The following is a 23,108-nucleotide window of genomic DNA, read 5'->3' as shown; positions in this document are numbered from 1 at the left end:
CAGATTGGAGCAACATTTTGGAGCAACATTGACCGGAACGGAGGCCCAGGAACTCACGCCTCTGATCCATATTTTCGATGTTCTGGAGGTTACTTTAATGCGGCTTTCTCTTCTTGGTTCTATGCTGGCGACTGTGTTTTTCTGCGTGACCGCTTATGCGCAACAACAGATGGCCAGCCTGAGGCCGGGCCATGGCCTGATGTGGCAGCGGACGTCGCCCACTGTCCCGCAGCCCGATGGTCCGGTGCTCTATCAACTCATCTTCAACGCCAGCGGAGTGCCGGGAACGGTGCCGGCCTTCGACACCAATCCACGGCATCTGACGAATTCTCCGATTACGGTGAGCGGCGGCAATGTGCTGATCGGCGGTGGCAATGGAACCATGATCAACGGCACGACGGGAATCATCAGCTTCGCCAACGGGCAAACCTTTCCCGGCGCAGGAGGTGCGAGCAGCGTGGGCCTGTCAGCGCCGGCCTCGGACTTCAACGTGACGGGCTCGCCGGTGACCACCTCGGGGACGCTGACGCTGAACTGGAAGGTGGCGCCTACCAATGCCAACATCGCCAACGCCATCGTGAAGCGCGACGCCTCGGGCAACTTCAGCGCGAACGGGATCACAACCAATTTCCTGAGTTCTCAATTTTCATCACCGGCCTTCACCCTATGGTCCGCAAGCAATCTCGCAACGACGGGAGTCAGCAACGGCATTTCCGGCCGCACCCTTAGCGCTGTCTATCCATCCGCCGGCGTTTATGGCAGCGGTCCCGGATACGGAATCCTCGGGGATACGAGCAGTACGGTCACCTCTCCTGGCAGCGGCGTCATCGGACGGGCTACCGCCAGCACGGGAACAGCGCAAGGTGTTCAGGGTTTCTCGCAAAGTCCCGTTGGCATTGGAGTCTATGGCGCCGACGTCTCGGCCAGCAACAGTGGTGCCGCATACGCAGGTGTTCTCGGCGCTGGTGTTTGGGGAGACAGCGGCGCTGGCCCTGGCAGACTCGCCGTCTTCGGAACAGCCGACGGCGGGCAGGCCGGCGCATTCCTGAACAACAGCAGCGATAATGAAACGCTTGGAGTGGAGAATCTCGGCAGTGGGCCCGTATTTGCTGCTGCTGGTAGTAGTGGACGCTGCACTATCGACGGAAGCGGTGGTTTTCAGTGCTCCGGCGCCATCAGCGGTTCGGCCAAGAACTTCCGCATTGATCATCCTCTGGATCCTGCCAACAAATACCTGGTACACGCCTCGGTCGAATCCTCGGAGATGATGAATATCTACACCGGCAACGTCACGACCGATGCGCAGGGCCAGGCAATCGTCGAGCTTCCCAACTGGTTTGAGGCCCTCAACGGAGACTTCCGCTATCAGCTCACGGTGATCGGGCAGTTCGCGCAGGCCATTGTGGCCCACAAGATTCACAACCATCAATTCACGATTCGCACCAGCGTACCCAACGTAGAAGTCTCCTGGCAGGTCACAGGAGTGCGCCAGGACGAGTGGGCCAAGGCGCATCCCCTGGTGGTGGAAGAGGTGAAGAAAGAGAAGCTGCAGGGCCACTACATCCATCCCGAACTCTATGGCGCACCGAAAGAGCAAGGGATCGAGTGGGAGCGTCATCCCGAACTGATGAAGCGCGGGCAGGATCGGCAGGCGCAGAACGGTGCTTCGCAGGACCAGAGATGAACACAATGGCGCAACAAGGAGAGAACGGCATGAGTATCAGCGTTTCTAATTTTTACTGGAAAGGTCTGGCCCTGGCTGTCATAGCCATCTTTCTGTTGGTGGCAAGTTTGCCGGCGCTGGCCCAGTCGCCGACAACCGCTCCCGAAATGGGAATCTATGGCGCCGGGCAGCAGTTGGCCAGCTTGCGGCCTGGCCAAGGCTTGATGTGGCAGCGAACTTCGCCCACAGTTCAACGGCCCGATGGTCCGGTGTTGTACCAGCTTCTCTTCAACGCCAGCGGGACGCCGGGCACGGTGCCTGTCTTTGATGCCAATCCCCGCCATCTTGGTAACTCGCCGATCACGGTCAGCAACGGCAACGTTGTGATTGGCGGCAACAACGGGCTCATCATCAACGGCAGCAATGGCCTCGTCACTTTCAGCAGCGGACAGGTTTTTCCCGGCGCAACCGGAGTGAACAGTGTGAACGAAGGCAATGTTTTCATTGCCATCGGCGGGACTCCGCTGAATCCCACAGTGGGGCTCAACACCACTGCTACTGATCTGCGCTATCTGCAACTGGGGGGCGGAGTGATGACCGGCAACATCGTGTTTGCCGTTGGCCAAACCTTTCCCGCATCGGGATTGCCGAATCTGGCCGGAGAGGTCACGGGACCGCCCGGAACAACCGTGGTTTCGAATGCGGTTGCCGCGAGCACAGCGAATGCCATCGTGCGCCGCGACAACTCTGGTAACTTCTCTGCCAGCAGCATCACGTTGGGTGGCAACCTGGCGCTGCCCAATACCGCATCGGCCTCGGTCGGCATGCTGACGTTGGGAGGAGCGCCGTTCCTGCATAACTTTGGGGCGCTGAACACCTTCGTAGGTGCATCAGCCGGGAATTTGAGCTTGTCAGGCGTAGGTGACACGGGAGTAGGCAGCAGCGTTCTCCTGTCAGATACGACAGGCCACGACAACTCCGCTCTTGGCGCTTTTGCGCTCTATTCCAACACCACGGGATCTTTCAACGCCGCCGTCGGCAACGGAGCGCTCGCGAGCAACACGACAGGCGGATCCAACGCTGCCTTCGGTTCATTTGCTCTCAATTCCAACACCACTGGAGCAGCGAACTCCGCCTTCGGCATCGATGCCCTTGTTTCCAATACCACGGCCAGCAACAACGCGGCGTTTGGCACCAGCGCACTGCAGAACAACACGACGGGCGTGAGCAATGATGCGTTTGGCTTCCACGCGCTCATCGCCAATACCACAGGTACGTACAACTCTGCGTTTGGCGATAGCACTCTGGCGGCCAATACCACCGCCAACAACAATTCCGCTTTCGGCTTTGGCGTCCTCTTTTCCAATACCGCATACGGAAACTCCGCTTTTGGCGCTTATGCACTCAACGCCAACACCACTGGCGTCGGCCGCTGCCTTTGGCAATAACGCCTTGGCCCACAATACAACAGGGAATACCAACTCCGCTTTCGGCGCCTTGGCGCTCTCTACAAACACCACGGGCAGTAACAATTCGGCATTCGGTGCTCAGGCACTTGGTGTTAACAGCACGGGTGGTCAAAACTCCGCCTTCGGCAACAACGGGCTCCTCTCCAACACGACCGGCGCGAACAACTCAGCCTTTGGTAACGCCGCCCTCGCGGCCAACACCACGGGTGGGAGCAACGCAGCGTTCGGCACACACGCTCTGGCAAGCTTGTCCACCGGCAGCAACAACATCGCAGTTGGCATCGGCTCTGGTTCCACCTTCACCGGGGGCCGAAAGCAACAACATCGATATCGGTCATTCCGGAGTGGGCGGCGAATCGAACACCATCCGCATCGGCACAGCCGGCACTCATACGGCCGCTTTCATTGCCGGCATCTCTGGAGCCACTAGCGCCAGTGGCGTGAATGTCTTCGTCAACTCTGCCGGACAGTTGGGCACGGCCACTTCCTCAAGACGCTTCAAACAAGACATCGCCGACCTGGGCGTCGAGAGCGACATCCTGATGAAGCTGCGCCCCGTGGCCTTCTACTACAAGCCTGAGCTCGATTCCACCCACACCCGGCAGTATGGCCTGGTGGCGGAAGAGGTGGCGCAGATCGCGCCCAATCTGGTGGTCTTCGATGGGGAGGGAAAGCCGCAGACTGTGCGCTACCACTTCGTGAACGCCATGTTGCTGAATGAGGTGCAGAAGCAGCGGCGGCTGATCGAAGCGCAGCAGAAGAAAAATGAAGAGCAGATGCGCCTGAATCAAACCCAGCAGAAACAGCTCGCCACGCAACAGCAGCAGATCGCAATACAACAGGAACAATTGGAAGCCCTGCAGCATGACATTGCAGCGCTCGTGCAGCGAATAGCCCAGGTGGAACAACAAGGTCGACAACTCGCCAGGGTGCTCCACTAGAGCGGGACGATGGAACCGTTGGACGTTCAACCCAACGAGGTGGGCAAAACGAGGGACTAAACGAGGGACTACGCTGCGTTTCTTACAGGAACTTACAGGTGCTTAGGTGTCATGGGTGCGCCTATAAGTTCTTCCAAATCAGTTTCCCTTTGAACTCACAATACAAAGGTCGGTGGTTATCCCGCACTCACTTGGGCCTAGCCAAAGATGCAACCGATTCCCAGACCTGTGCAACGTGGTCTCAGGTCAGCTGCCCATGGCGTTTTTATAGGAGCCTTTTGGAGCCTTGTACCCGGCGCGAAACCGGGCCAAGTCATTGAAAGAAATGGTAGGCACGAGGAGACTCGAACTCCTGACCTCTACCGTGTCAAGGTAGCGCTCTAACCAACTGAGCTACGCGCCTACAGAGTGGCCGGACAACTCCTTTCATTGTAACCGCCTCTGCAGAGGTGAGCAATGTGCAGAGCGAATCCGCCTCTGCTTCTCCATACTAATACCAACACGCGCTACCGCTGGCGAACCTCCAATTGCACTGGACGCGCAATCGAACTCACCTTGGGATCGTAGTATTCATAGACCCGCGACTGGAACGTCTTAGCGCGTATGGGATACTTCGCCCGCAAACGGAAGTGCAGCTTGACCGTGTCTCCCGGCGCAAACGAATCGAAGTAGAGAATGGCCTGCGTGGCCGTCTGGCTGAATTTTTCCAGGCGTCCGCTCTTCTGGCCTGCGCTCTTCTCCTGGTAATCCTGCAAGTCTTCGCTGAGCAGGTCGAACCCCGGAGGAATGCCCAGGTCAACCATCACCATGTTCGCGCTCTTATCCAGATTATTCCTGACGGTCGCAGTCGCGCTTGCGATGTCATCCTGCGCAAGGTGTGTGCGGTCGTAGGCCACATCAATGGAGAGGGCTTCTTTCACCGGCTTTTCGTCCCAGGGCAGGAAGTAGCTCCCCACCACCTGGTAGGCCAGGCCGCCCTTGCCGTCAAAACGGATCTCCACGTTGTTTGCGCCTTTCATATTGAGCTCTTTGAACACAAACTGATGGAGCAGGTCATTGTTCTCCGGCGTCAGCGTGAGTTTCTCAACTGATTTACCGTTAAGCAGGACTTCGAGCGTGCCGCGAACATCGGCTGCGCCTTTCTCGGTAGCCAAGAGCAATGCGCGCAGCGCCATGATGGTGGCCTGAGTGGTGCCCCATGTGCCAGCGGCATCTTTCTTGGAAGCAATGTAGCTCAGGGCCTTGCGTGCTGTGCTTGAAGCCTCTCCCCACTTGAGCAACGCTTGCACGGCCAGGCCGGTTGTCTCCACGCTGGCGCTCTCGCCGGTAGCATAGACGCTGGTCTCATTTGTGCTCCACCATACTTGTTCATCTTTCTCGGTGCGTGCATCCAGCAGGAGTTGCATCGCCTGGCGCGTGAAGTCGCGGTCTTTGGCGTAGTCCACCGCAAAGTTGGCAAGGACTGCCAAAGTATAGGAATCGGTTTTTCCATCCATGTGCTTTTCGATATAGCGCTTGGCCTTCTCGACCGCCGGTCCCTGGTAGCCCGTATTTTCCAGCGACCATGCAAGGTAAGCCGTAATGCGCAGTACGTCGGTGTTATAGCGGTTGGTCGCGCCTTCGTTGATGAAGTAAGTGTCCGGCTTCCAGCTTCCATCTTCCTGTTGTTGGCCGGCGAGCCACTGCTGCGTTCGCAGGATCAGCTTCGGGTCTACGTCGTAGACCTTCGACATATCGTAGAACTCCATCAGACCGTAAGCCGTCAGGATCTTGTTGGCCGGCGCCTGACCGAACCACGAAAATCCACCGCCCGGGACTTCAAAGGTCAGCAGCCGCTGATAGCCATTGGCGATGTATCCCTCAGCCTTGGCGTGCACCTCAGGAGTGAGCTTGTTGGTGCGTTTCATGTAATCGAGCGCCAGCACGTTGGGATACGTACTCGATGACGTCTGCTCAAAGCACCCGTACGGCATGCGCAGCAGACTATCCATTCCTTCGACCACCTGGCTCAGTGGGCCAGGATAGAGTCTGACGAAAATCTTGCTCGCGTCAGGGATGGAAGCCGCCGGGAAATCAAGGTCGTGCTGCACCGTGCTTTCCAGCCTTCCGTTGAAGACCAGGTTCTGCTCGCGTCCGTTAGGAATGACTTCGATCTCCCGGACCACGATGTCGGCGCGGTCAACTTCGCCTTTCATGCGCGCCGAAAGCGTCAGCTTGAACTTCCCAATGCGATTGGCTTGCAACTTAAACTGCGAGCCACCTACGCTGCCCGAATCTACTTTGACGGTTTTTTCCGAGGTGTCATCCACCAGGGAGTACCAGTCGTCAGGCTGCAGTTGCAGATTGACATCTCCACGGCTGCCCGAGTAGTTGTAAGCCGCCACCGGGATCGAGACCCAATCCCCCTGGGTGAGCGTGACCGGCAGGTCGAGATCCACGAAGAAATCCTGGAAGACCTTCAGACTCGAGGTCGCGCTGCCCAGTGCGCCGTGCGTCGTGGAAGCCAGCATCGCCATGCGCCACGTAGTGATGGAATCCGCCATCGGAATGGTGATGCTGGCGCGTCCATCCTGGTCGGTAATGATTTCCGGATTGATATAGAGCGCCTCCGGAAAGTACGAGCGCACCCGCGGAGCCGATGAACCGGAATCTTTACTCTTATCTTCCTTCTTGGCAACCGTCAAAGTGTTGACCTGTGCGGCTGCGTCCATGACTTCAACCGCTTCAGCCGTAGCAGGCGGCGCAGGAGCAGCCTTTGCAACGCCTGGGACAAGTTGCATGAGGGCCATCTCATTGCGGACATTGAGTGGTCGCTCTTCTCTTATAGCTCCGCCGATCGCCCCGCCCATACCTCTGCCCCACTCCCCGCCCATTGCGACACCGTTGACATCCAGGACTTTGAAGTCGTCCATGGTCCCCGCGTCTTCATTGACCGCCACCTCAGTTCCAGCAGGTTCGCGCGTGAGAAACACGGAAAGGTTTGCGTGGTCCCGCGCTTCCAGCTTGAAATTGCTCGATACATTTTCTGATGCGGTGGAAACCTCGACTTTGTAATCACCCGCCGGCAGGGCGCCGAGCCTGAACTGGCCGTCGGCATTGACCCGCGCCGTGCGCGTCTTTCCTGTGGAGATTTCGCGCGCGGTCACAGTAGCTCCCTCCAGCGCTCCGCCCCATTGATCAGCCACTGTGCCTGCGATCTCCGCACGGCCGTTGAAGGGCCCTCGATCATGTTCAATGTTGACGTCAATCTTGCTCGAACCTGAGGTTGTGTGCCGCCCCACTAACTTTCTGTGATGAACTTCAAGATAGACCCACATGTCATCGCCGGTATTGAATAGCTTGTCTGGCCCTGCACAGCGCACCAGGTAGTGCGTCTTCGCCGGACCCCACCAGTCGGCCGGCTCAACCCGCAAGTTGGTGTTCCAGGAATCGCGAAGCCCGGGCTCACCAGCACGCTCCATCTCGTCTAACACTTTGGCCAGATCGCCCTTCTGGGGATTTTTCTCGTAAACCTGGCGCAGCCTTTCTGCCAGTGCGTGCGCCCGTGTAAGGAAGCTCTTCTGGTAACGCTGCGCGTACTCCGCATATTTCGTCACCGGCACATTGCGGCCGAACTCCGTCTCAAACTTGTTGGTATTGACCATTTCAGTTGCGGAAAACAACGCGCGCGCCGCCCGGTCATGCTGTTTGACCTGCGACTCCTCCACTGGCTTCACGATCTCCGGCATGCCGATGGAGTGGATCTCATAGCGTGGCTTCATGACCTCCTGTTCAAGATAGAAGAAGACTTTGGCAAAGCCCGGCTGCTTTTCCGCCAGCGCAAAGACGGCCTCGTCTACTACTTCCAGGCCCAGCGCAGCGCTGACGCCCTCGCCGTGTTCGTTAGTCACGCGAAAGCGGATGCGCGCCTCATCGCCCGGTTTGTACACCGGAGCGTCTGCCACGGTCTCAATCTTGAGCTCATCCGCCGGTTGTACGAAGACCAGCCGGTGGTCGCCCACAGGCACCGCGTTGCGGCCAAAGAGGTAGGCGCTGAAGTCCACGGTTCCCGCCATCTCCGGCGTTGCCGTCATAGAGAGTTCTGCCTGGCCGTTTTCAATATCCAGGTCGCGCGTCAGGATGGTCTGCCCTTCCTTGACGATATCCACGTACGCCGTGCCCCGTTTCTTCGTGGAAAAAACTCTCAATTGAATGCGATCTCCGGCGCGGTAAATGGCGCGTTCCGTCCGCAGCAGAATCTGGTCTTCGCCGTCACGGGCCTGCAGGTCAATTTTGCTCGAGGCGTGGTTCCCTTCTTTGTCGGTTGCTTCAATCTCCAGGGTTTCGGTTCCGGCTCCGGCGCTGATGGGAACAATGGCGACTCCACCCTCATCGCTGCTCACATTCTGGTCAGACTTCCCTGTTATATGGACCTTCAGGTCGGTATTGGCAGCCGGCGTTCCGTCCGGATAAGAGGTAAGGATGAAAACCTGGTTTTCCAGATTGGGAACCAGCGTGCCTCCTTCGGGGACTGCTGTAACAATCAGCGGCGATTCGCTGACAGTAATCGGCTCGCCGCGAGTTTCGGCGTGGCTGGCAGAATCTTTTACCGTGGTTTCAATCAGCACGCGGGCCGCGCCCTGGCTGAGCGGACGGCCGGCAAAATAGTTGGGCAGCTTGATGTCAAAGTGGTATGTGCCGTCGTGATCGGTCTTGCCTTGCACCGAGCCTACGTCAAATACAGAAACATCCATGCTGGAGCCTTTGACGGTCACCTCGCCACCTTCTACTGCCTTCCCGAAAAAGTAATTGGCGTGAACCGTTCCCGTCACGTGGTCGCCAGGCCTGTATCCGCGCTTCGTCTTGCTGTCTTTGCCTTCAAAATCAATTGCGACCTTGAATTTCGGCAGTACGTATTTCTCAATGTTCAAGGCGATCTCTGCCGTATTCGTAGGTGCCGAATCGGCCTCGCCCATCAGGGCACGTAAGTGGTAAGTGCCCAGGTTGACTTCATCCGCAAGCGAAAACTCTGCTGACGCAACTCCGAACTTGTCGGTCTGCGTCGCTTTCTTGAAGACCTTGTTGCCACGTGAATCCTCTACTTCAAAGGTCAGCTTGCGGTCGGCTGCTGCCTCATGGTTGGCTCGGTCGAGCGCCAACGCGCGTGCGTGGATAGTCTGGCCGGGCTGGTAGATTGGCTTTTCCGTAGTGAGAAGAATCGAGACTTTATCTTCCAGCCGCACCGGCTGCGTGAACTCCGTCGAGCCGATGGGCGTATCCACAACGTAGTGCAACTGATAACTGCCTACCAAGCCGGCAGGAAAATCAAACTGTGCTTCCGTGGTCCCACGCTGGTTCAGCTTTCCTGCGAACAAGACCTGCGGCTTCTGGTCGGTTGCCAGCAACTCGATCCGAACCGAGCCGTGGCCCTCGATGATTTCGTTCTTCGAATCCGTGACGATCACCCGCACCGCAGCCTCGCCGCCAGCCAAATACGATTGCTGGCCGAGGATGTGCACCACCGGCGTGCGCAATATCTGCGATATGGATTCCATCCCCTCCAGCGCCTCGTTCTTCTGATCGCTGTATTCAAAGTGATAGCGCACCCGATGCCACACTATGTCATCCAGGGCCAGTGGTTTCTCCAGCTTGATCTGCTCCTGCCAGCGCCCGGTTCCCTCGGCAACCTCCGCGCGCCGCTCTACGCGCCCCACGACTTTGTCTTCCGGGTCGAGGACCTCCATCGTCAGCCGCCCCGAGCCGGCATGCGTAGCTTCATACGGAATGGTGACGTACAGGACGCCGTGCGAATAGGTTGCGCCGGCCGGTTCGTCATTTGCCGCTTCTGCCTCGAAGGAGGCGACCATAAACACGGCCGCACTAACAAACATTGTGATCAGGAAGAAAAAGACAAACCAGAAATTGGGTGGATTGTTGCGTTGATTCGAAACCTTCATCATGCATCTCCGTGAATGCGCTTATCGGAATTAGAGTTTTTTAACGCTCAGGAGAAGAACGCGCCGCCGGCGGCTTCTTGCGGACTTTTTTCATTTGCATGAAAGAAATATTTGCGGCCTGGGAAGGAACATCGACCGATAGCCGAGGCAGTATTTCCCTCAATCTTTAGACACCACCACCGCACCGCAAGTTCCCACTTGGATTTGACGCTGGCCCTGCCATCCGGCATCCTAGACTTTATGAAGTCATTCTTTTGTTCCCTGCTTGCCGGGCTGGCACTCATAACTCTGCAAGCTCAAGCTCGCGAGCCCAATGCTCTTGAGTCGTCAACTCAGATCCTGGTGGTTACTACGTCGGATTGGAACGCTGTCGAGGGCACGCTACAGCGTTATGAGCGGGCGAATCCTCGCAAGAAGTGGCAAGCGGTAGGTGAGCCGGTTACGGTTGTCGTCGGCAAGAATGGATTGGGCTGGGGCTCCGGCGCCCTCCTGACTGACGGCCCAGAGATCCGCGCCGCCTCCGATCCCATCAAGAAAGAAGGAGACGGCAAGGCCCCCGCCGGCGTCTTCGCCTTGGGCACCGTATTTGGCTACGCGCCGCAACCGCTCGCCGGATTGAAGATGCCCTACCAGAACCTGACCACATCTATCGAGTGCGTTGATGACACGAGCTCGAAGTTCTACAACCGCCTGGTGGATCACACAACCGTTGCCGCCGATTGGAACAGCTCCGAGCACATGCTGCGTCCCGATGAGCTCTACCGCTGGGGCATCTTCGTGGACCACAACGCCAACCCGCCAACGCCGGGAGGCGGGTCGTGCATCTTCCTCCACATTTGGCGCGGACCAGGCAAAGGCACCGTAGGATGCACCGCCATGCCGCAAGAGCAAATCGAATCGCTGCTGTCCTGGCTCGATCCAGCCCGCAAACCGTTGCTAGTACAGTTGCCCGCGCCGCAATACGAGCGGTTGAAGAAGCGCTGGAAGCTGCCGGCGTTGCGCAGCCAAGCAAAGTGATCCAAGTTTTGATCCGTGTTCATCCGCGTTAATCCGCGGCGAAATCTTCTATCTTCCCAGGTCTTCAAACTTCACATTCATGATCGGATACTTCTCCCAATCTTTGTAATCGAAGTGCCACCACTCCTCCGGATTAACCTTGAACCCTTCCTTCTCCATCGCGCGGCGCAGTATGGCGCGGCGGTCTCTTTGCTCGTCCGTGCCGCCGGGGTAATCGGCGTAGGCGCGCTTGGTCATCTCGTCGTATCCGCTGGGCATCTCGACGGCCTCGCCTGTCTTCAGATCGTAGAGCGTGAGGTCCACGGCGCATCCGCGATTGTGCCTGGAGCCCTTCGCGGGATCGGCGACAAAGTTCTTCTTGTCGTCGGGCGTCGCATCCCAAAACATCTTGGTGACAAACCACGGACGATAGCCGTCGTGGATCAGCAACCCGTATCCCTGCGTCTTCAGTGCACGATGCGCGCGCAGCAGCGCCTGCGCCGCCGGCCGCTGCAGAAACGCCCGCGCCTGGGAGTACAGCGGCGTGCTCATGAAGTTGTTGTCGGTGGCGTAACGGATATCGAGCTTGATCGTCGGATCGAGTTTGATCAGCTCCACCAGCTCTGGCCGGCGAAAGCGACCGCTCTCGTGCGGAGGCTCGGCCTTCAGCGCCTCTTCCCGTAACTCTTCGACTGGATGCAGTGGCGTGATGCGAAATGTCGTTTCGGCGGGAGATTGAGCGAACGCAAATTGCGATAGAAAAAAGAAGAGGAGCGAGAGCAGGTGCGTGCGGCGAGTCAAAGCGAGTTTCATAAATAATATTTGTACCCTAACACAAGATTTCACCGCGGAGGCGCGGAGACGCGGAGAAAACCAAAAGCTGTTAATCTTTTTCTGAGTACTGAATACTGAGTACCGAGTACTGTCTTATGCGTTTTCTCGCCTTTGCCTCTGACTACGATGGGACCCTCGCCTGGCAGGGCAAGATCGAGCGTCAAACCCTCAAGGCCCTGGACGAACTCAAAAAAACCGGGCGCAAGCTCATCCTCGTCACCGGACGCGAGCTGCCCGAGCTGCTCCAAATCTTCCCCCAGGCCGGCATCTTTGACTCGGTCGTCGCCGAAAATGGAGGCGTCCTCTACTCGCCGGCTTCGGGCGCGATGAAGCTGTTGACCCATCCCCCCTCCCCGGAGTTTGTGCAACGCCTCCGGCAAAAAGCGGTGGCGCCGCTTTCCGTGGGCCACTCCATCGTTGCCACCATACTCAAGCACAAGACGACTGTGCTCAACACAATTCTCGAGATGGAGCTCGACCTGCACGTCATCTTAAATATAGATGCGGTCATGGTGCTGCCCACCGGCGTCAACAAAGGCACGGGACTCACCGCTGCCCTGGCCGAGCTGGGCATCGCCGCCCACAACGTAGTCGGCGCCGGAGACGCGGAGAACGACGACTCATTTCTCAGTCTCTGTGGATTCTCGGTCGCCGTCGCCAATGCCATCCCATCGCTAAAACGCCGCGCCCACAAAACCACCAAGCGCGAACACGGCGCCGGAGTGGTGGAGCTTATCCAGCAGATCATTGCCAGCGATGGGTAAAAGCAGCTCCAAGTTGCAAGCTCCAAGCTCCAAGGAAACCTTTCGCCGCGGATGGACGCGGATCAACGCGGATTTCAGAGGATAAAGTATTACTCCCCCACCCCCCATTACTTGGAGTAGTCTCCGTGGAGCTAAGTCATCTCAATTCAGATACATACGAGAGGGGGAGAGTAGTGAGTTTCGGGTTTCAAGTTTCGAGCTTCAAAAAGCAACCGCAAACCCTTTCGCCGCGGATGGACGCGGATCAACGCGGATTTTCAGAGGATTTTGTGCGGCCCCCCTCCCCACTTGCTAGCAAGTGTTTTTGAGCCCCAAAAATGCGTCTGACCCGCGTGGCTATTGGCGAAAATCGAGCCGGGGTGGGGGACTTGCTGCTAGTTAAAAACAGCTCCAAGCTCGCAGCTCCAAGGGGAACTCAATTTTGTCCTACCGGAAGGGCGAACAACCCCGAAGGGGTGACGCGTTATACCCCAGCGCTTCAGCGCTGGGTATAGTCGGAACGATTCGTAGTCCCGTCAGGGACGACGCTATTCTCTGCGGAAGATATTCATCCCGACGAGCAAGCGGATTCTCAGAGGATTGTGCGGCCCCCCTACCCACTTGCTAGCAAGTGTTTTTGAGCCCCAAAATCGCGTCTGACCTGCGTCGTTATTGGCGAAAATCGAGCTGGAGCGGGGGACTAGCTGCTAGTCGGTCCTCAGTCCACGGCAAGCCCCACGGCACGCCGGGGCAGGCGGCACAGGTTGTCAGTCCTCAGGCCTCAGGATCCCGCATCGCAATGAATTTTCAAAGACCGGAAAGGGCCAAAGCCCCGCATTTCTTGAATGCGTAAACGTAGACACACGTCTGGCACAATTATGGCTTGCGGTTTTTAAGGAAGCAAGGTTTTGGTGCCAGAATGGTATCGGTTAGTACTCAGTTGTCAGTACTCAGTACTCAGAAAAAGCAACCGCCAAACCTTTCGCCGCGGATGGATGCGGATCAACGCAGATTGAAAAACAGTACTCACTAAGAATTGTCATCCTGAGGGCCGGCTCTTCGGCCCGAAGGATCTTGCGGTTGTTTTTGTTTTTGCTTTGGCTAAGTGCTGAAGGCGAGTGTTATTTTCTAATCCGTGGCAAAAAAATCCACCTCAGACGCGAAACCGGCCTTGGTCTTCACCTCACTCACAAACCACTCGAGCGACTCCTGCCCTTTGCCCTCGGTTGAACCGTCAATGACTACGAACCACAAAAACAGGTTCCAGTCTGTGATGGTTTCCAGCAGCTTTGCGAAGCGCTCCTGGTTGTAGCGGCCGCGCTCGGCAAACTGACGCCAGAGGGCGTGCCCTTCGTCGTGATACTGGACCATGTTCAGCAGGTCTTCAGCCTCAGCCTGCTCTAGCCCTTCCACACGCAAGTATCCCGCGAGGAACTGCCGGGCCAGCGAGGCGTGGCTCTGCGGATCGCTGATCGAGACCCCCTGCCTGGCCTCGCCTTTGAAGGTGTCATGCACGTGGATGAGGATTTTCAGCTTCCAGTAGTTTTCATCCGAGACTTTGGGGCGGACTTTTTCCAGGATCTGCTCCAGCTCGGCGATGTGCGCCCGAACCGTCCCCTCCGGATGCCCCGCGCGCGGCTCTCCCCAGTCGAGGTTCCGCTGATAGCGCGGGTCGGCGGTGATTTTGGCAAAGATTTGCTGCATAACAATAGCGTGTTGCATATGAATTCTCCTGAATATGAAGGCAGAAATAGGAATGCGCCGCTCCGAAGGTCTAGCGCCGGAGCAAAGTAGTGGATAAGTTGGATATTAGTAGTTGAAAGATCAGTTTAACATGGGGCGGTCCTACGTAAGAAAACAAGACAGAGCCCTGCCGCTCTGCCACGGAGGATGCCAGTTTTGAGCAAAGTATCGTATCATTCGGTTTCCGGGGGTTTGCAGCCGGATTGATATTCAGCGGCTCTGCAGAGCGGTAGTATTGTTTCAGGAGAGGGTGGCAACTCGAGAGCATGAAGCGGTCGCATGAACAGAACGGTATCCTATTCGCTGAGATGGTGGAAAATCCGTGGTTTAGTGCCAAACGCAAAAAAGCTTCCTCGGATGTGAACCTAACTACCCTGGAACTTTGCGCAGGCGCTGGGGGCCAGGCGCTGGGTCTGGAACATGCTGGGATCGAACACGCTGGTTTAATCGAGATAAATGCCAGCGCCTGCCGTACGTTGCGGCTCAACCGCCCGGGATGGAACGTCATTGAAACAGACCTCAACGACTTCGACGGATCTCCCTTTCAAGGTGTTGACATCATTTCAGGAGGCCTACCATGCCCGCCGTTCTCTATTGCGGGCAAGCAGCTTGGCAAAAACGATGAGCGGAACCTGTTTCCAGCGATGATTCGTTTGGTTGATCAACTTCGCCCACGTGCCGTGATGATCGAGAATGTCCGCGGAATTTTGGAAGCTGTTTTCGAAGACTATCGTATATATATTGCCAGCGAGTTGAGGAAGTTGGGATATCAAACAGGCTGGAAGCTTCTCAATGCATCTGATTTTGGTGTCCCACAGCTACGCCCCAGGGTCGTGTTTATTGCACTCCGCAAAAACTATGCGGAGCACTTCTTCTGGCCTGAGCGTGGAGAAACCTATCCTTCAACAGTCGGTCATGTTTTGTACGACTTGATGGCATCAAGGGGTTGGAAGGGAGCAAAGGCCTGGCGGGAACGTGCAAATGAGATTGCCCCCACAATTGTAGGCGGTTCTCACAAACATGGCGGGCCGGACCTGGGGCCAACACGCGCACGGCTCGCATGGGCATCTCTTGGCGTTGATGGGCTTGGGATTGCGGACGAAGCACCCGAGGCTACTTTTGTCGGCATGCCTAGGTTAACTGTGCGGATGGTCGCCCGTCTACAGGGTTTCCCTGATGAGTGGCAGTTCTTCGGAAAGAAAACTGCGGCGTACAAGCAAGTCGGCAACGCCTTCCCGCCCCCATTCGCCAGAGCGATTGGAGAAAGCGTGAAAGCATGTCTTTCTGCAGCGACAAAGATGAGGGTTGCCGGTGCCTAGACCTGCTGACCGTCTCTCTCCAACACGCCGTTCTGAAAACATGCGGCGAATTCGAAGCAAGAATACGTTGCCAGAAATGGCTGTTCGGCGAATTGTCTATCGCCTCGGCTATCGCTATCGTTTACACGTGAAAGGCTTGCCAGGAAAACCCGATCTAGTTTTCCGGCCTCGAAAAAAAGTTATTTTCATTCATGGTTGCTTTTGGCATCAGCATTCTAGTTGCCGCGAGGGTCGTGTCCCTGGTTCCAAGAAGCGGTATTGGAGACCCAAATTGGCCCGGAATGTAGAGAGGGACAGGGAACACGTGTCTGCGCTACGTCGCTCCGGTTGGAAGACCCTCATTTTGTGGGAGTGCGAGCTTGGAGACAAGACAGTATTAGTTCGACGTATCCGGGCTTTTCTCAACAACGAGCACAAGAATCAAAGTTCTTGACGATTTCTTCGTTTCCGCTCTAGTTCGAATCTCCTGATATCTCCTGTGGGATCAGGAGACCATTCTTTGTATCTCTCCAGTATGTAGTCCGTAGTCACCCGGCCGTCTTCTGCCCGATGCTTTTTGACAATGATTTTCCATCCAACTACTGGATATCTCAATTCTCGCAATCGTTTGTGCCAATCATCCTGATCTGCAAGAATTTCGATTAATGAAGCGGGCACTGGTCTGCCCACTCCAAATGCTTTCAATGTCTCTCCAATGCGCACGTGAACGCTCTTTTCCAACAGGATCTTCTTCATGAATTCAGGATCAGCGTGCACGGATGAAAAGTAGGCTTTTTTACCTGCATTGCAGTCTTCACAAATTGCCCACAGATTGTCTCTGTCGTTCGTCCCACCCCAATCCCTTGGTTTTTTGTGATCAACCACCAAGGTAATACGATGTGCCGTTACCGTTCTGCCACACATCTGACATCGGCCATGTGCCGCGTGAATCACTTCGGCGCGTAGCTTAAGACTGATTTGGCCCTCGTCCGCAACGTTCACGCGTTCTCCAAGAAACTTATAGAGCGTGTGCCTGCGATTTTTCCCGTTTACCACGGTTGTGGTAGATCTTTTTTCAATGACAAACCATTTGGATAAATCCCGTTTGCGGCGGTCAAGGTGAGTCTGCTCATCTGGGCCAAGCCCTTCTTTTGCCAATTCGGATCGTATCTGCCCACCAGTAATGCCCTCAGGGAATCGTTTCATCACCTCAATGATCTTGAGGTGTATCGCTCCCGGTTTGGTTGTTCTTGGCACGACTTGTTCCTAAGAGTTCCTGGCACGAGGCTGGGCTGGTTGCTGGTGCTTTTGATAGATGCCTTTGTCCAAGCCGGTGACAAGTGACGTGATCGAGACGTGGAAGGCTTCGCAGATTCTTAGTAGTGTTGTGACCGTGATGGGTCTGCCGGCTTCGATCTGCTGCCAGTGGCGAGCCGAGAAGCCGAAGGAGATCATGTCTTCCTGGCTATATCCGCGTGCCTTGCGAAGCTGCTTGGCGCGCTGGCCGAAATTCTTGAAGAATTTTGCTGTATCTGGCACGTACTGTCTTGTACGTGGGCACGAGCAAAAACACCACGAGCAGATTAGCGTGTCTTATGGCATAATGTTGATGCCGTTACCATGCAGCCAAATCATGATTCTTCGTTGAAGCTTAAGCTTCTGCTGATCCAGCATGGGAAGTGTTCTGCCTGCGCGAGCAAGCGGGCGGCGAAGCACTGCGAAAGATGTTTCAATACGAGACTCGAACCGGGGGTGCTGGAAGCGATCACGGCCCTCGACCTGGGGACGAAGCTCGAAGAGAATAAAAAGCTGGTGTTTGAGAACATCTCAGAAGATGATCGTGAAAACCCGCCACAGGGCAGTTATTTCTCTCACGTGATTGAGCGTAAGAACAAGCTTGAGGGCTTGTACAAGGAATTGCTGCGAACTTCTGCGGGAACTCCCCAGGAGACGGAAGTTATTCAGAGGTTGATACAGCAAGTGATTGGGTAGTGTAATTTTCACCACGGAGACACAGAGGCACAGAGAAAAACGGGGCTAGTTTTGAGTTTCAAAAAGCAAAAGCAACCGCAAGATCCTTCGGGCCAAAAAGCCGGGCCTCAGGATGACAATCCTTTCACGGCGTAGCCGCCGGCTTTTTTTGCGTGTCCAGAATGAAGCGCAGCAGCTCTCGCGCCTTTTTCTTGGTGTCCTTTTCGTCGGAGGCAAAGTCGGCCTGCGACAGATCGTCGGTGGCGACGTGGCAAAAACTGCAGCGCTTTTCGAAGGTGATGCAGAAGGACTTCATGATGTGCACCAGCTCGGGCTTCGTGATCTCTTTCGGCAACACTTGAAGATTGGTAAAGGTGTCTGGAATCGGATTGCGCATGGGCGGTTTCTGCCCTTGGGGCGCCTGGGCCTGCGCCGGCGGTTGCGGGGTTGGCGCTAATTGGGTCGGCGGCTGCTGGGCGCTGGCCACGAAGCTCGCCAGAGCTACGGCGAAGACAACAATCACAACTAGGCTTAAATTCGAGCTGCGTCTTGAATTCGACTTTGGACTCATCCCGCCTCCCTTTGTACCGCGCAAAGATAACACAAAGCAGTTCTTGGTTCTCAGTTCTCGGTTCTCGGTTTTCAGTGACAGGCAAAGGCAACGGCAAAAACTTTTCGCCGCAGATTAACGCAGATCAACGCTGATTTCTAAATCCTTCAGAGAATGCCTTGCGGCGGCATGGGCGACCGAGATATCCTCGGGGTCCTTCGACTTCGCCGCGAAGCGCGGCTGCGCTCAGGATGACAATCCTTAAGAGCGGTTGCAAGTGAAAGGCGAAAGCAGTTTCACGTTTCGAGTTTCAAAAGCAAAGGCAAAAGCAACCGCAAAATCTTTCGCCGCAGATCAACACGGATTTTCCAAATCCTTCAGAGAATGCCTTGCGGCGGCATGGGCGACCGAGATATCCTCGGGGTCCTTCGACTTCGCCGCGAAGCGCGGCTACGCTCAGGATGACAATCCTTAAGAACGGTTGCAAGTGAAAGGCAAAAACAGTTTCAAGTTTCGAGTTTCAAGTTTCAAGAGCAAAGGCAAACCTTTCGCCGCGGATAGACGCGGATCAACGCGGATTTTCCAAATCCTTCAGAGAATGCCTTGCGGCGGCATGGGCGAATGAGAAATCCTCGGGGTCCTTCGACTACGCCGCGAAGCGCGGCTACGCTCAGGATGACAATCCTTAAGAACGGTTACACGTGAAAGGCAAAAACAGTTTCAGGTTTCGAGTTTCAAAAGCAACGGCAAAAGCAACCGCAAGATCCTTCGGGCCAAAAAGCCGGCCCTCAGGATGACAAAAAAGCAGTTTCGGGTTTCTAGTTTCGAGTTTCAAAAGCAAAGGCAAACCTTCGCCGCGGATAGACGCGGATTAATGCGGATTTTCCAAATCCTTCAGAGAATGCCTTGCGGCGGCATGGGCGAATGAGACATCCTCGGGGTCCTTCGACTACGCCGCGAAGCGCGGCTCCGCTCAGGATGACACTTTTAAAAAATATAAACCATAAAGGGCACGCGCGATCAGGCGCCAAAGGACACAAAGGGCTCAAAGGGCATACGCGATCAGGCGCCCGCGGATGCTTTGCCTTGCTTGGCGGCTCCACGGAAGGCGGCGAGCGGGTCTGGGACCGGGACCTGCTTGAGCATCTCGGCAATGGCGACGCGCCTGTCGGAATCAAACTCATTGCCGTAGAGCTTATAAAGAACGGACATGACAGCAGCGTTCAGCGCGCCGCAAACAATCATGAGCGGAATCAGGGCAATAACAGTGGCGATCAAGGCCAGAATCAAACGCAGGGCAAGAAGCAGCAGGAGGAAGGTTGGTATGGCCAGCAGCACCACCAGGCCGGCGAGCATGTTCATCAGTATCCGTTCAGTCTTCGAGCTGGCTTCCACGCGGATTTCGGCCTGCGACGGCTGAGCGCCCAGCGACGACTTCATCTCGACCACGGCCTCCATGCCGGAGAGCGCTCCCCGCAGCACAACCACCTTGTATTTGTCATTCCGGACTTTTTCGACGCGGATATCGTATCCGCTCGGGCCCAGAAGCGATACCAGCTTCTTGCGCAACTCATCGGCATACAAAGGAATGAAAATCGCCGGCGGCGCTCCCACCGGAACTGCAACTTCGTAGCGCGAACGTGAGAAGAAGGACCTCATTGTGTTGTAAGGGGTTCGGCTACTTTAGCAGAAACCGTCAGCAGTCAGCAATCAGCACTCAGCAAAGCAAAGGCCAAAACTTTCGCCGCGTATTAACGCGGATCAACGCTGATTTTCTAAATCCTTCAGAGAATGCCTTTCGGCGGCATGGGCGAATGAGATATCCTCGGGGTCCTTACGACTTCGCCGCGAAGCGCGGCTACGCTCAGGATGACACTTTAAACAAATATAACCACAAAGGACACAAAGGCACACGAAGGTCTTTCTGAGAACTGAGAACTGCTTTCTGAGAACTGTATTTAACTGGCGGCTGGCGGCTGGCAACTTGTAACTTGTAACTTGCAACTTGTAACTTGCAACTGTCTTCAAGCTATTTCTTTCAGGCGCTCCTTCGTGCTTCCCTCCACCTCGGGGCGGACTTCGCACAGGTCGCCTATGAGGTTGCCGGCCCAGCGGTAGATATTCTGTTCCTTAACTACGCGGCGCAGGCGTTGCATGCGGGCGCGGCGCTCTTCGGGTTCCATCTCGACGGCAAACAGGATGGCATCGGCCATCTCTTCGGTATCGTAGGGGTTCACCACCAGGGCATCGCGCAGCTCGCGACAGGCGCCGGTGAAGCGGCTCAGGATCAGCGCGCCGTCTTCATCCTGGCGCGCCATCAGGAATTCTTTGGCCACCAGGTTCATGCCGTCATGCAGCGAGGTCACCAGGCACAGGTTGGCGGCGCGGTAGAAGCGCTCGATTTCGCGGTGGCTGTGGTGGCGCTTGCGCAGGATGATGGGCTTCCAGTTGTTGGTCTGGAAGCGCCAGTTGATGCGGTCGGCGACGGCTTCGACTTCTCCCAGAAAATCGTGGTAACGCTTGATGTGGGTGCGGCTGGGCGCGCCGATCTGCACAAAAGTAAACTGCTTCTGATAGCGCGGATACTTTTCGAGGAAGCGCTCGATGGCCCAGAAGCGTTCGAGGATTCCCTTGGTGTAATCCACGCGGTCCACGCCCACGCCCAGGAAGAGCGCTTCGACGCCCAGCTCTTTCAGCAGCGCGGCGCGCTCCTGGTCGGCGGAGTCGCCGGATTCTGGCGGCGGTTGCGGGGTTTCCGTGAATCCAACGCTGATGGGAAACGGGCGCACGATGGTCAGGTGGCCTTCGCGGTTGACGGCGAAGCGCTCCCACTCGATGCGCGATTCCAGGGCGCGGTCCACGGTCTCGAGAAAATTGTTGCAGTGCGATTGGATATGGAAGCCCACCAGATCGGCGCCGAGCAATCCGTCGAGCAGTTCGCTCTGCCAGGGGCAGATGCCAAAGGCCTCGGGATTCGGCCAGGGAATGTGCCAGAAGATGGCAATGCGCGCGTCGGGACGCTTCTTCTTCACCAGTTGCGGCAGCAGGGCGAAGTGGTAGTCCTGGACGAGGAGCACGGGCTGCTCGGTGCCGGCCATCTCTTCGAGAACGGAGGCGGCAAAGCGCTGGTTGACCTCGCGATAACGCTGCCAGTCCTGAGCGCGGAAGAGCGGACGCGTATGCGCGATGTGGCAGAGCGGCCAGAGACCTTCATTGGCGAATCCGTAGTAGTAGCCTTCTTCCTCTTCTTTGCTGAGCCAGACGCGGCGCAGCGTGTAGCGCGGATCTTCGGGAGGAACGAGCAGGCGGTCGTGGCTGTCAACCGTATCGCGGTCGGCGTCGCCCGATCCGTGCGCGACCCAGGTGCCGTCGCAGGCGCACAGGATCGGCTCAATCGCAGTGACCAGGCCGCTGGCGGGAATGATGGCCTTTACCGACTTGCCATCTTTTATATGACTGTAAGGCTCGCGGTTGGAAACCACGAACAGGCGGCTGCCGTTCAATCTGCTGCGCACATGCACGGCGAGGCGCTCGGGGGTCCAGATGGATTCGGCGGTTTCACGCAGCCGGGCTTCCTGCTCGGCGACTGCGCGCGCTGATGCCAGAGTTTCAGCAAACGTAATGGCTTCGCGCGCCAGGGGCATGAGCAGATCGCGGTCGGGCATGACGTGGCGAGTAGAACCTTTGCCGGTGCGCAGGGCCTGCATCCATTGGGCGGTGCGGGCGATGGGGCCGGAGATGCTCCACTGCACGATCAGCAGCACGGTGACGGCGATCAGAAACAGCTCGACCAGCAGACGCAGAAAAGTATCACGCCACAGGCGGACGTTTTCCGAGTGAATGTAGCCGGCATCATGAACAATTACGAGCGAACCTGCGGCGCTGTTATCGCGCGCATGGATCGGCAGCACGTAAACATAAACCGGGGTTTCGGTGGCCGGAGTTTCGCCGGCAGAGTTTTCGCCTACGGCGGGTTCGGCAAGTTTGACGAAGACGCCGTGTCCGCGGTCGTCTTGGGGGACGGTGACCGACGGCGGGAAGCTCGACAGCCGTTTGGCCAGGCTGCTGGTGACGGCGATGGCTTCATCGTGACGTCCGTAAATGCCGATGCCGAAGAGATGCTCGCGGTTTCCGAAGCGCTCCACGATGCGCTGCAGCTCGGCATGCGAACTTCTGCCAAGTTGTGGCTCAATGCTTTCCTGCAGGCTCTCGGCGAGGACCTCGGCGCGCTTCTCGAGGTCGAGGCGCTGGTCCTGGCGCTGCGTCCTGACCTGGTAATAGGAAGACAGAAGAGAAACCAGCGTCAGGACCAGAATCAACGAAAAGATCAGTCGAAAATTCAGGCGCATGCTTACCTACAGTTTCAAGTTTCGAGTTTCGAGTTGCTTCGCTTCGTTCCGAGACCATCAGAGACGTAGCAAGCTACGTCTCTACCAATCAGCGTTACGCTGCTCGTTCCGCAGTGCCGACGCGGCCTGATGTCCCGGATTCCGCTTGCACGATCCGTGCGATTTCTTCCAATAAATGCACGGGAGAATCCTCTCTTGTGACGATCGCATGGATCAGCTTGGCCACGCTCTCAGGAACGGTCGCGGGCTCATCCACTAACATCAAAATGGGAGTTAACGGCTGAATTATTTTTGCGTTAATTGCGATGAGCTCTCCGTTAGTGCCGGGCGCACGGTAGTCCAGAATGGCAAGATCCACCGGTTGATTGCCCAGTGTGTTGATGCCATCAATGCCGTCGGTGGTTAAGACCTCGTATCCAAAAGCTTCGAGAACCAGTTTCCTGATCGCTAATGTCTCTTCGCAATTACAGATGCACAAAAGAACTTGTTGGTGGCCTCGCAGATGAGAGAGGCCATTGTCATTTGGAAATACCACAGCTACCTCCACAGAACCAGTTTTGGAGCCGCTTGCTGCGGGTGAGGGACTGCCCCGCAAATATATAAAGACTCTACGCA

At 56.6% G+C, this 23,108-nt stretch carries 16 protein-coding genes and 1 tRNA gene; 7 read left to right on the top strand and 10 right to left on the bottom strand.

Going from position 1 to position 23,108, the window contains the following annotated elements:
* Positions 1–28 precede the first annotated feature (28 nt).
* The 3 genes from VK738_14960 (at position 29) to VK738_14950 (ending at position 4,073) form a co-directional block, all read left to right on the top strand.
* Positions 29–1,684, top strand: coding sequence for a hypothetical protein (locus tag VK738_14960; protein HTD23955.1), 1,656 nt, complete (start codon positions 29–31; stop codon positions 1,682–1,684).
* A 29-nt stretch (positions 1,685–1,713) separates the two neighbouring features.
* Complete coding sequence (locus tag VK738_14955; protein ID HTD23954.1) at positions 1,714–3,111, top strand: hypothetical protein; 1,398 nt, start codon at positions 1,714–1,716, stop codon at positions 3,109–3,111.
* Positions 3,112–3,407: 296 nt separating this feature from the next.
* Positions 3,408–4,073 carry a tail fiber domain-containing protein gene (locus VK738_14950; GenBank protein ID HTD23953.1) on the top strand — a complete coding sequence of 222 codons (666 nt, stop codon included), beginning with the start codon at positions 3,408–3,410 and terminating at the stop codon, positions 4,071–4,073.
* Positions 4,074–4,399: 326 nt separating this feature from the next.
* On the opposite strand, the gene VK738_14945 is transcribed toward VK738_14950, so the two are convergent.
* Both VK738_14945 and VK738_14940 read right to left on the bottom strand, forming a co-directional pair.
* A tRNA-Val gene (locus tag VK738_14945) sits at positions 4,400–4,476 on the bottom strand.
* A 103-nt stretch (positions 4,477–4,579) separates the two neighbouring features.
* Positions 4,580–10,012 carry an MG2 domain-containing protein gene (locus VK738_14940; protein ID HTD23952.1) on the bottom strand — a complete coding sequence of 1,811 codons (5,433 nt, stop codon included), beginning with the start codon at positions 10,010–10,012 and terminating at the stop codon, positions 4,580–4,582.
* 237 nt (positions 10,013–10,249) lie between these two features.
* Here VK738_14940 and VK738_14935 point away from each other — a divergent pair, with 237 nt between their 5' ends.
* Entirely contained in the window at positions 10,250–11,026 is a 777-nt protein-coding gene (locus tag VK738_14935; GenBank protein ID HTD23951.1) for a L,D-transpeptidase family protein, read from the top strand.
* A 48-nt stretch (positions 11,027–11,074) separates the two neighbouring features.
* On the opposite strand, the gene VK738_14930 is transcribed toward VK738_14935, so the two are convergent.
* Positions 11,075–11,818: a M15 family metallopeptidase gene (locus VK738_14930; protein HTD23950.1), complete on the bottom strand. Its 744-nt coding sequence runs from the start codon at positions 11,816–11,818 to the stop codon at positions 11,075–11,077.
* Positions 11,819–11,934: 116 nt separating this feature from the next.
* Between VK738_14930 and VK738_14925 the strand changes: the two genes are divergently transcribed.
* Entirely contained in the window at positions 11,935–12,603 is a 669-nt protein-coding gene (locus VK738_14925) for an HAD family hydrolase (protein HTD23949.1), read from the top strand.
* Between the two features lie 1,107 nt (positions 12,604–13,710).
* Here VK738_14925 and VK738_14920 read toward each other — a convergent pair.
* Positions 13,711–14,304, bottom strand: a complete 594-nt coding sequence (locus VK738_14920; GenBank protein HTD23948.1) for a hypothetical protein — start codon at positions 14,302–14,304, stop codon at positions 13,711–13,713.
* A 287-nt stretch (positions 14,305–14,591) separates the two neighbouring features.
* On the opposite strand from VK738_14920, the gene VK738_14915 reads away from it, so the two are divergent.
* Complete coding sequence (locus VK738_14915) at positions 14,592–15,644, top strand: DNA cytosine methyltransferase (protein HTD23947.1); 1,053 nt, start codon at positions 14,592–14,594, stop codon at positions 15,642–15,644.
* Between the two features lie 420 nt (positions 15,645–16,064).
* Here VK738_14915 and VK738_14910 read toward each other — a convergent pair whose 3' ends face one another.
* Positions 16,065–16,880: an HNH endonuclease signature motif containing protein gene (locus VK738_14910; GenBank protein ID HTD23946.1), complete on the bottom strand. Its 816-nt coding sequence runs from the start codon at positions 16,878–16,880 to the stop codon at positions 16,065–16,067.
* Positions 16,881–16,889: 9 nt separating this feature from the next.
* Complete coding sequence (locus tag VK738_14905) at positions 16,890–17,162, bottom strand: helix-turn-helix transcriptional regulator (protein HTD23945.1); 273 nt, start codon at positions 17,160–17,162, stop codon at positions 16,890–16,892.
* A gap of 105 nt (positions 17,163–17,267) precedes the next feature.
* Between VK738_14905 and VK738_14900 the strand changes: the two genes are divergently transcribed.
* Positions 17,268–17,615 (top strand): hypothetical protein, encoded by a 348-nt coding sequence (locus VK738_14900; protein HTD23944.1) that lies wholly within the window; start codon positions 17,268–17,270, stop codon positions 17,613–17,615.
* A 124-nt stretch (positions 17,616–17,739) separates the two neighbouring features.
* Here VK738_14900 and VK738_14895 read toward each other — a convergent pair whose 3' ends face one another.
* The 4 genes from VK738_14895 to VK738_14880 all read right to left on the bottom strand — a co-directional run bounded on the left by VK738_14895 (position 17,740) and on the right by VK738_14880 (position 23,028).
* Positions 17,740–18,165, bottom strand: coding sequence for a hypothetical protein (locus VK738_14895; GenBank protein ID HTD23943.1), 426 nt, complete (start codon positions 18,163–18,165; stop codon positions 17,740–17,742).
* A gap of 1,041 nt (positions 18,166–19,206) precedes the next feature.
* A complete protein-coding gene (locus VK738_14890) occupies positions 19,207–19,803 on the bottom strand; it encodes a hypothetical protein (GenBank protein ID HTD23942.1) in 597 nt (198 codons plus the stop codon).
* A 365-nt stretch (positions 19,804–20,168) separates the two neighbouring features.
* A complete protein-coding gene (locus tag VK738_14885; GenBank protein ID HTD23941.1) occupies positions 20,169–22,493 on the bottom strand; it encodes a trehalose-6-phosphate synthase in 2,325 nt (774 codons plus the stop codon).
* 94 nt (positions 22,494–22,587) lie between these two features.
* A complete protein-coding gene (locus VK738_14880; GenBank protein ID HTD23940.1) occupies positions 22,588–23,028 on the bottom strand; it encodes a hypothetical protein in 441 nt (146 codons plus the stop codon).
* Positions 23,029–23,108 lie beyond the last annotated feature (80 nt).

It is taken from the genome of Terriglobales bacterium (assembly GCA_035487355.1).
Taxonomy (GTDB): domain Bacteria; phylum Acidobacteriota; class Terriglobia; order Terriglobales; family Acidobacteriaceae; genus QIAW01.
This window is presented reverse-complemented; position numbering and strand designations above follow the sequence as displayed.

Bases quoted from the DNA above. Each gene is read 5' to 3' on its own strand.
- VK738_14955 (HTD23954.1), top strand. From the start codon at position 1,714: ATGAGTATCAGCGTTTCTAATTTTTACTGGAAAGGTCTGGCCCTGGCT.
- VK738_14940 (HTD23952.1), bottom strand. From the start codon at position 10,012: ATGATGAAGGTTTCGAATCAACGCAACAATCCACCCAATTTCTGGTTT.
- VK738_14935 (HTD23951.1), top strand. From the start codon at position 10,250: ATGAAGTCATTCTTTTGTTCCCTGCTTGCCGGGCTGGCACTCATAACT.
- VK738_14930 (HTD23950.1), bottom strand. From the start codon at position 11,818: ATGAAACTCGCTTTGACTCGCCGCACGCACCTGCTCTCGCTCCTCTTC.
- VK738_14925 (HTD23949.1), top strand. From the start codon at position 11,935: ATGCGTTTTCTCGCCTTTGCCTCTGACTACGATGGGACCCTCGCCTGG.
- VK738_14920 (HTD23948.1), bottom strand. From the start codon at position 14,304: ATGCAACACGCTATTGTTATGCAGCAAATCTTTGCCAAAATCACCGCC.
- VK738_14915 (HTD23947.1), top strand. From the start codon at position 14,592: ATGAAGCGGTCGCATGAACAGAACGGTATCCTATTCGCTGAGATGGTG.
- VK738_14895 (HTD23943.1), bottom strand. From the start codon at position 18,165: ATGAGTCCAAAGTCGAATTCAAGACGCAGCTCGAATTTAAGCCTAGTT.
- VK738_14890 (HTD23942.1), bottom strand. From the start codon at position 19,803: ATGAGGTCCTTCTTCTCACGTTCGCGCTACGAAGTTGCAGTTCCGGTG.
- VK738_14885 (HTD23941.1), bottom strand. From the start codon at position 22,493: ATGCGCCTGAATTTTCGACTGATCTTTTCGTTGATTCTGGTCCTGACG.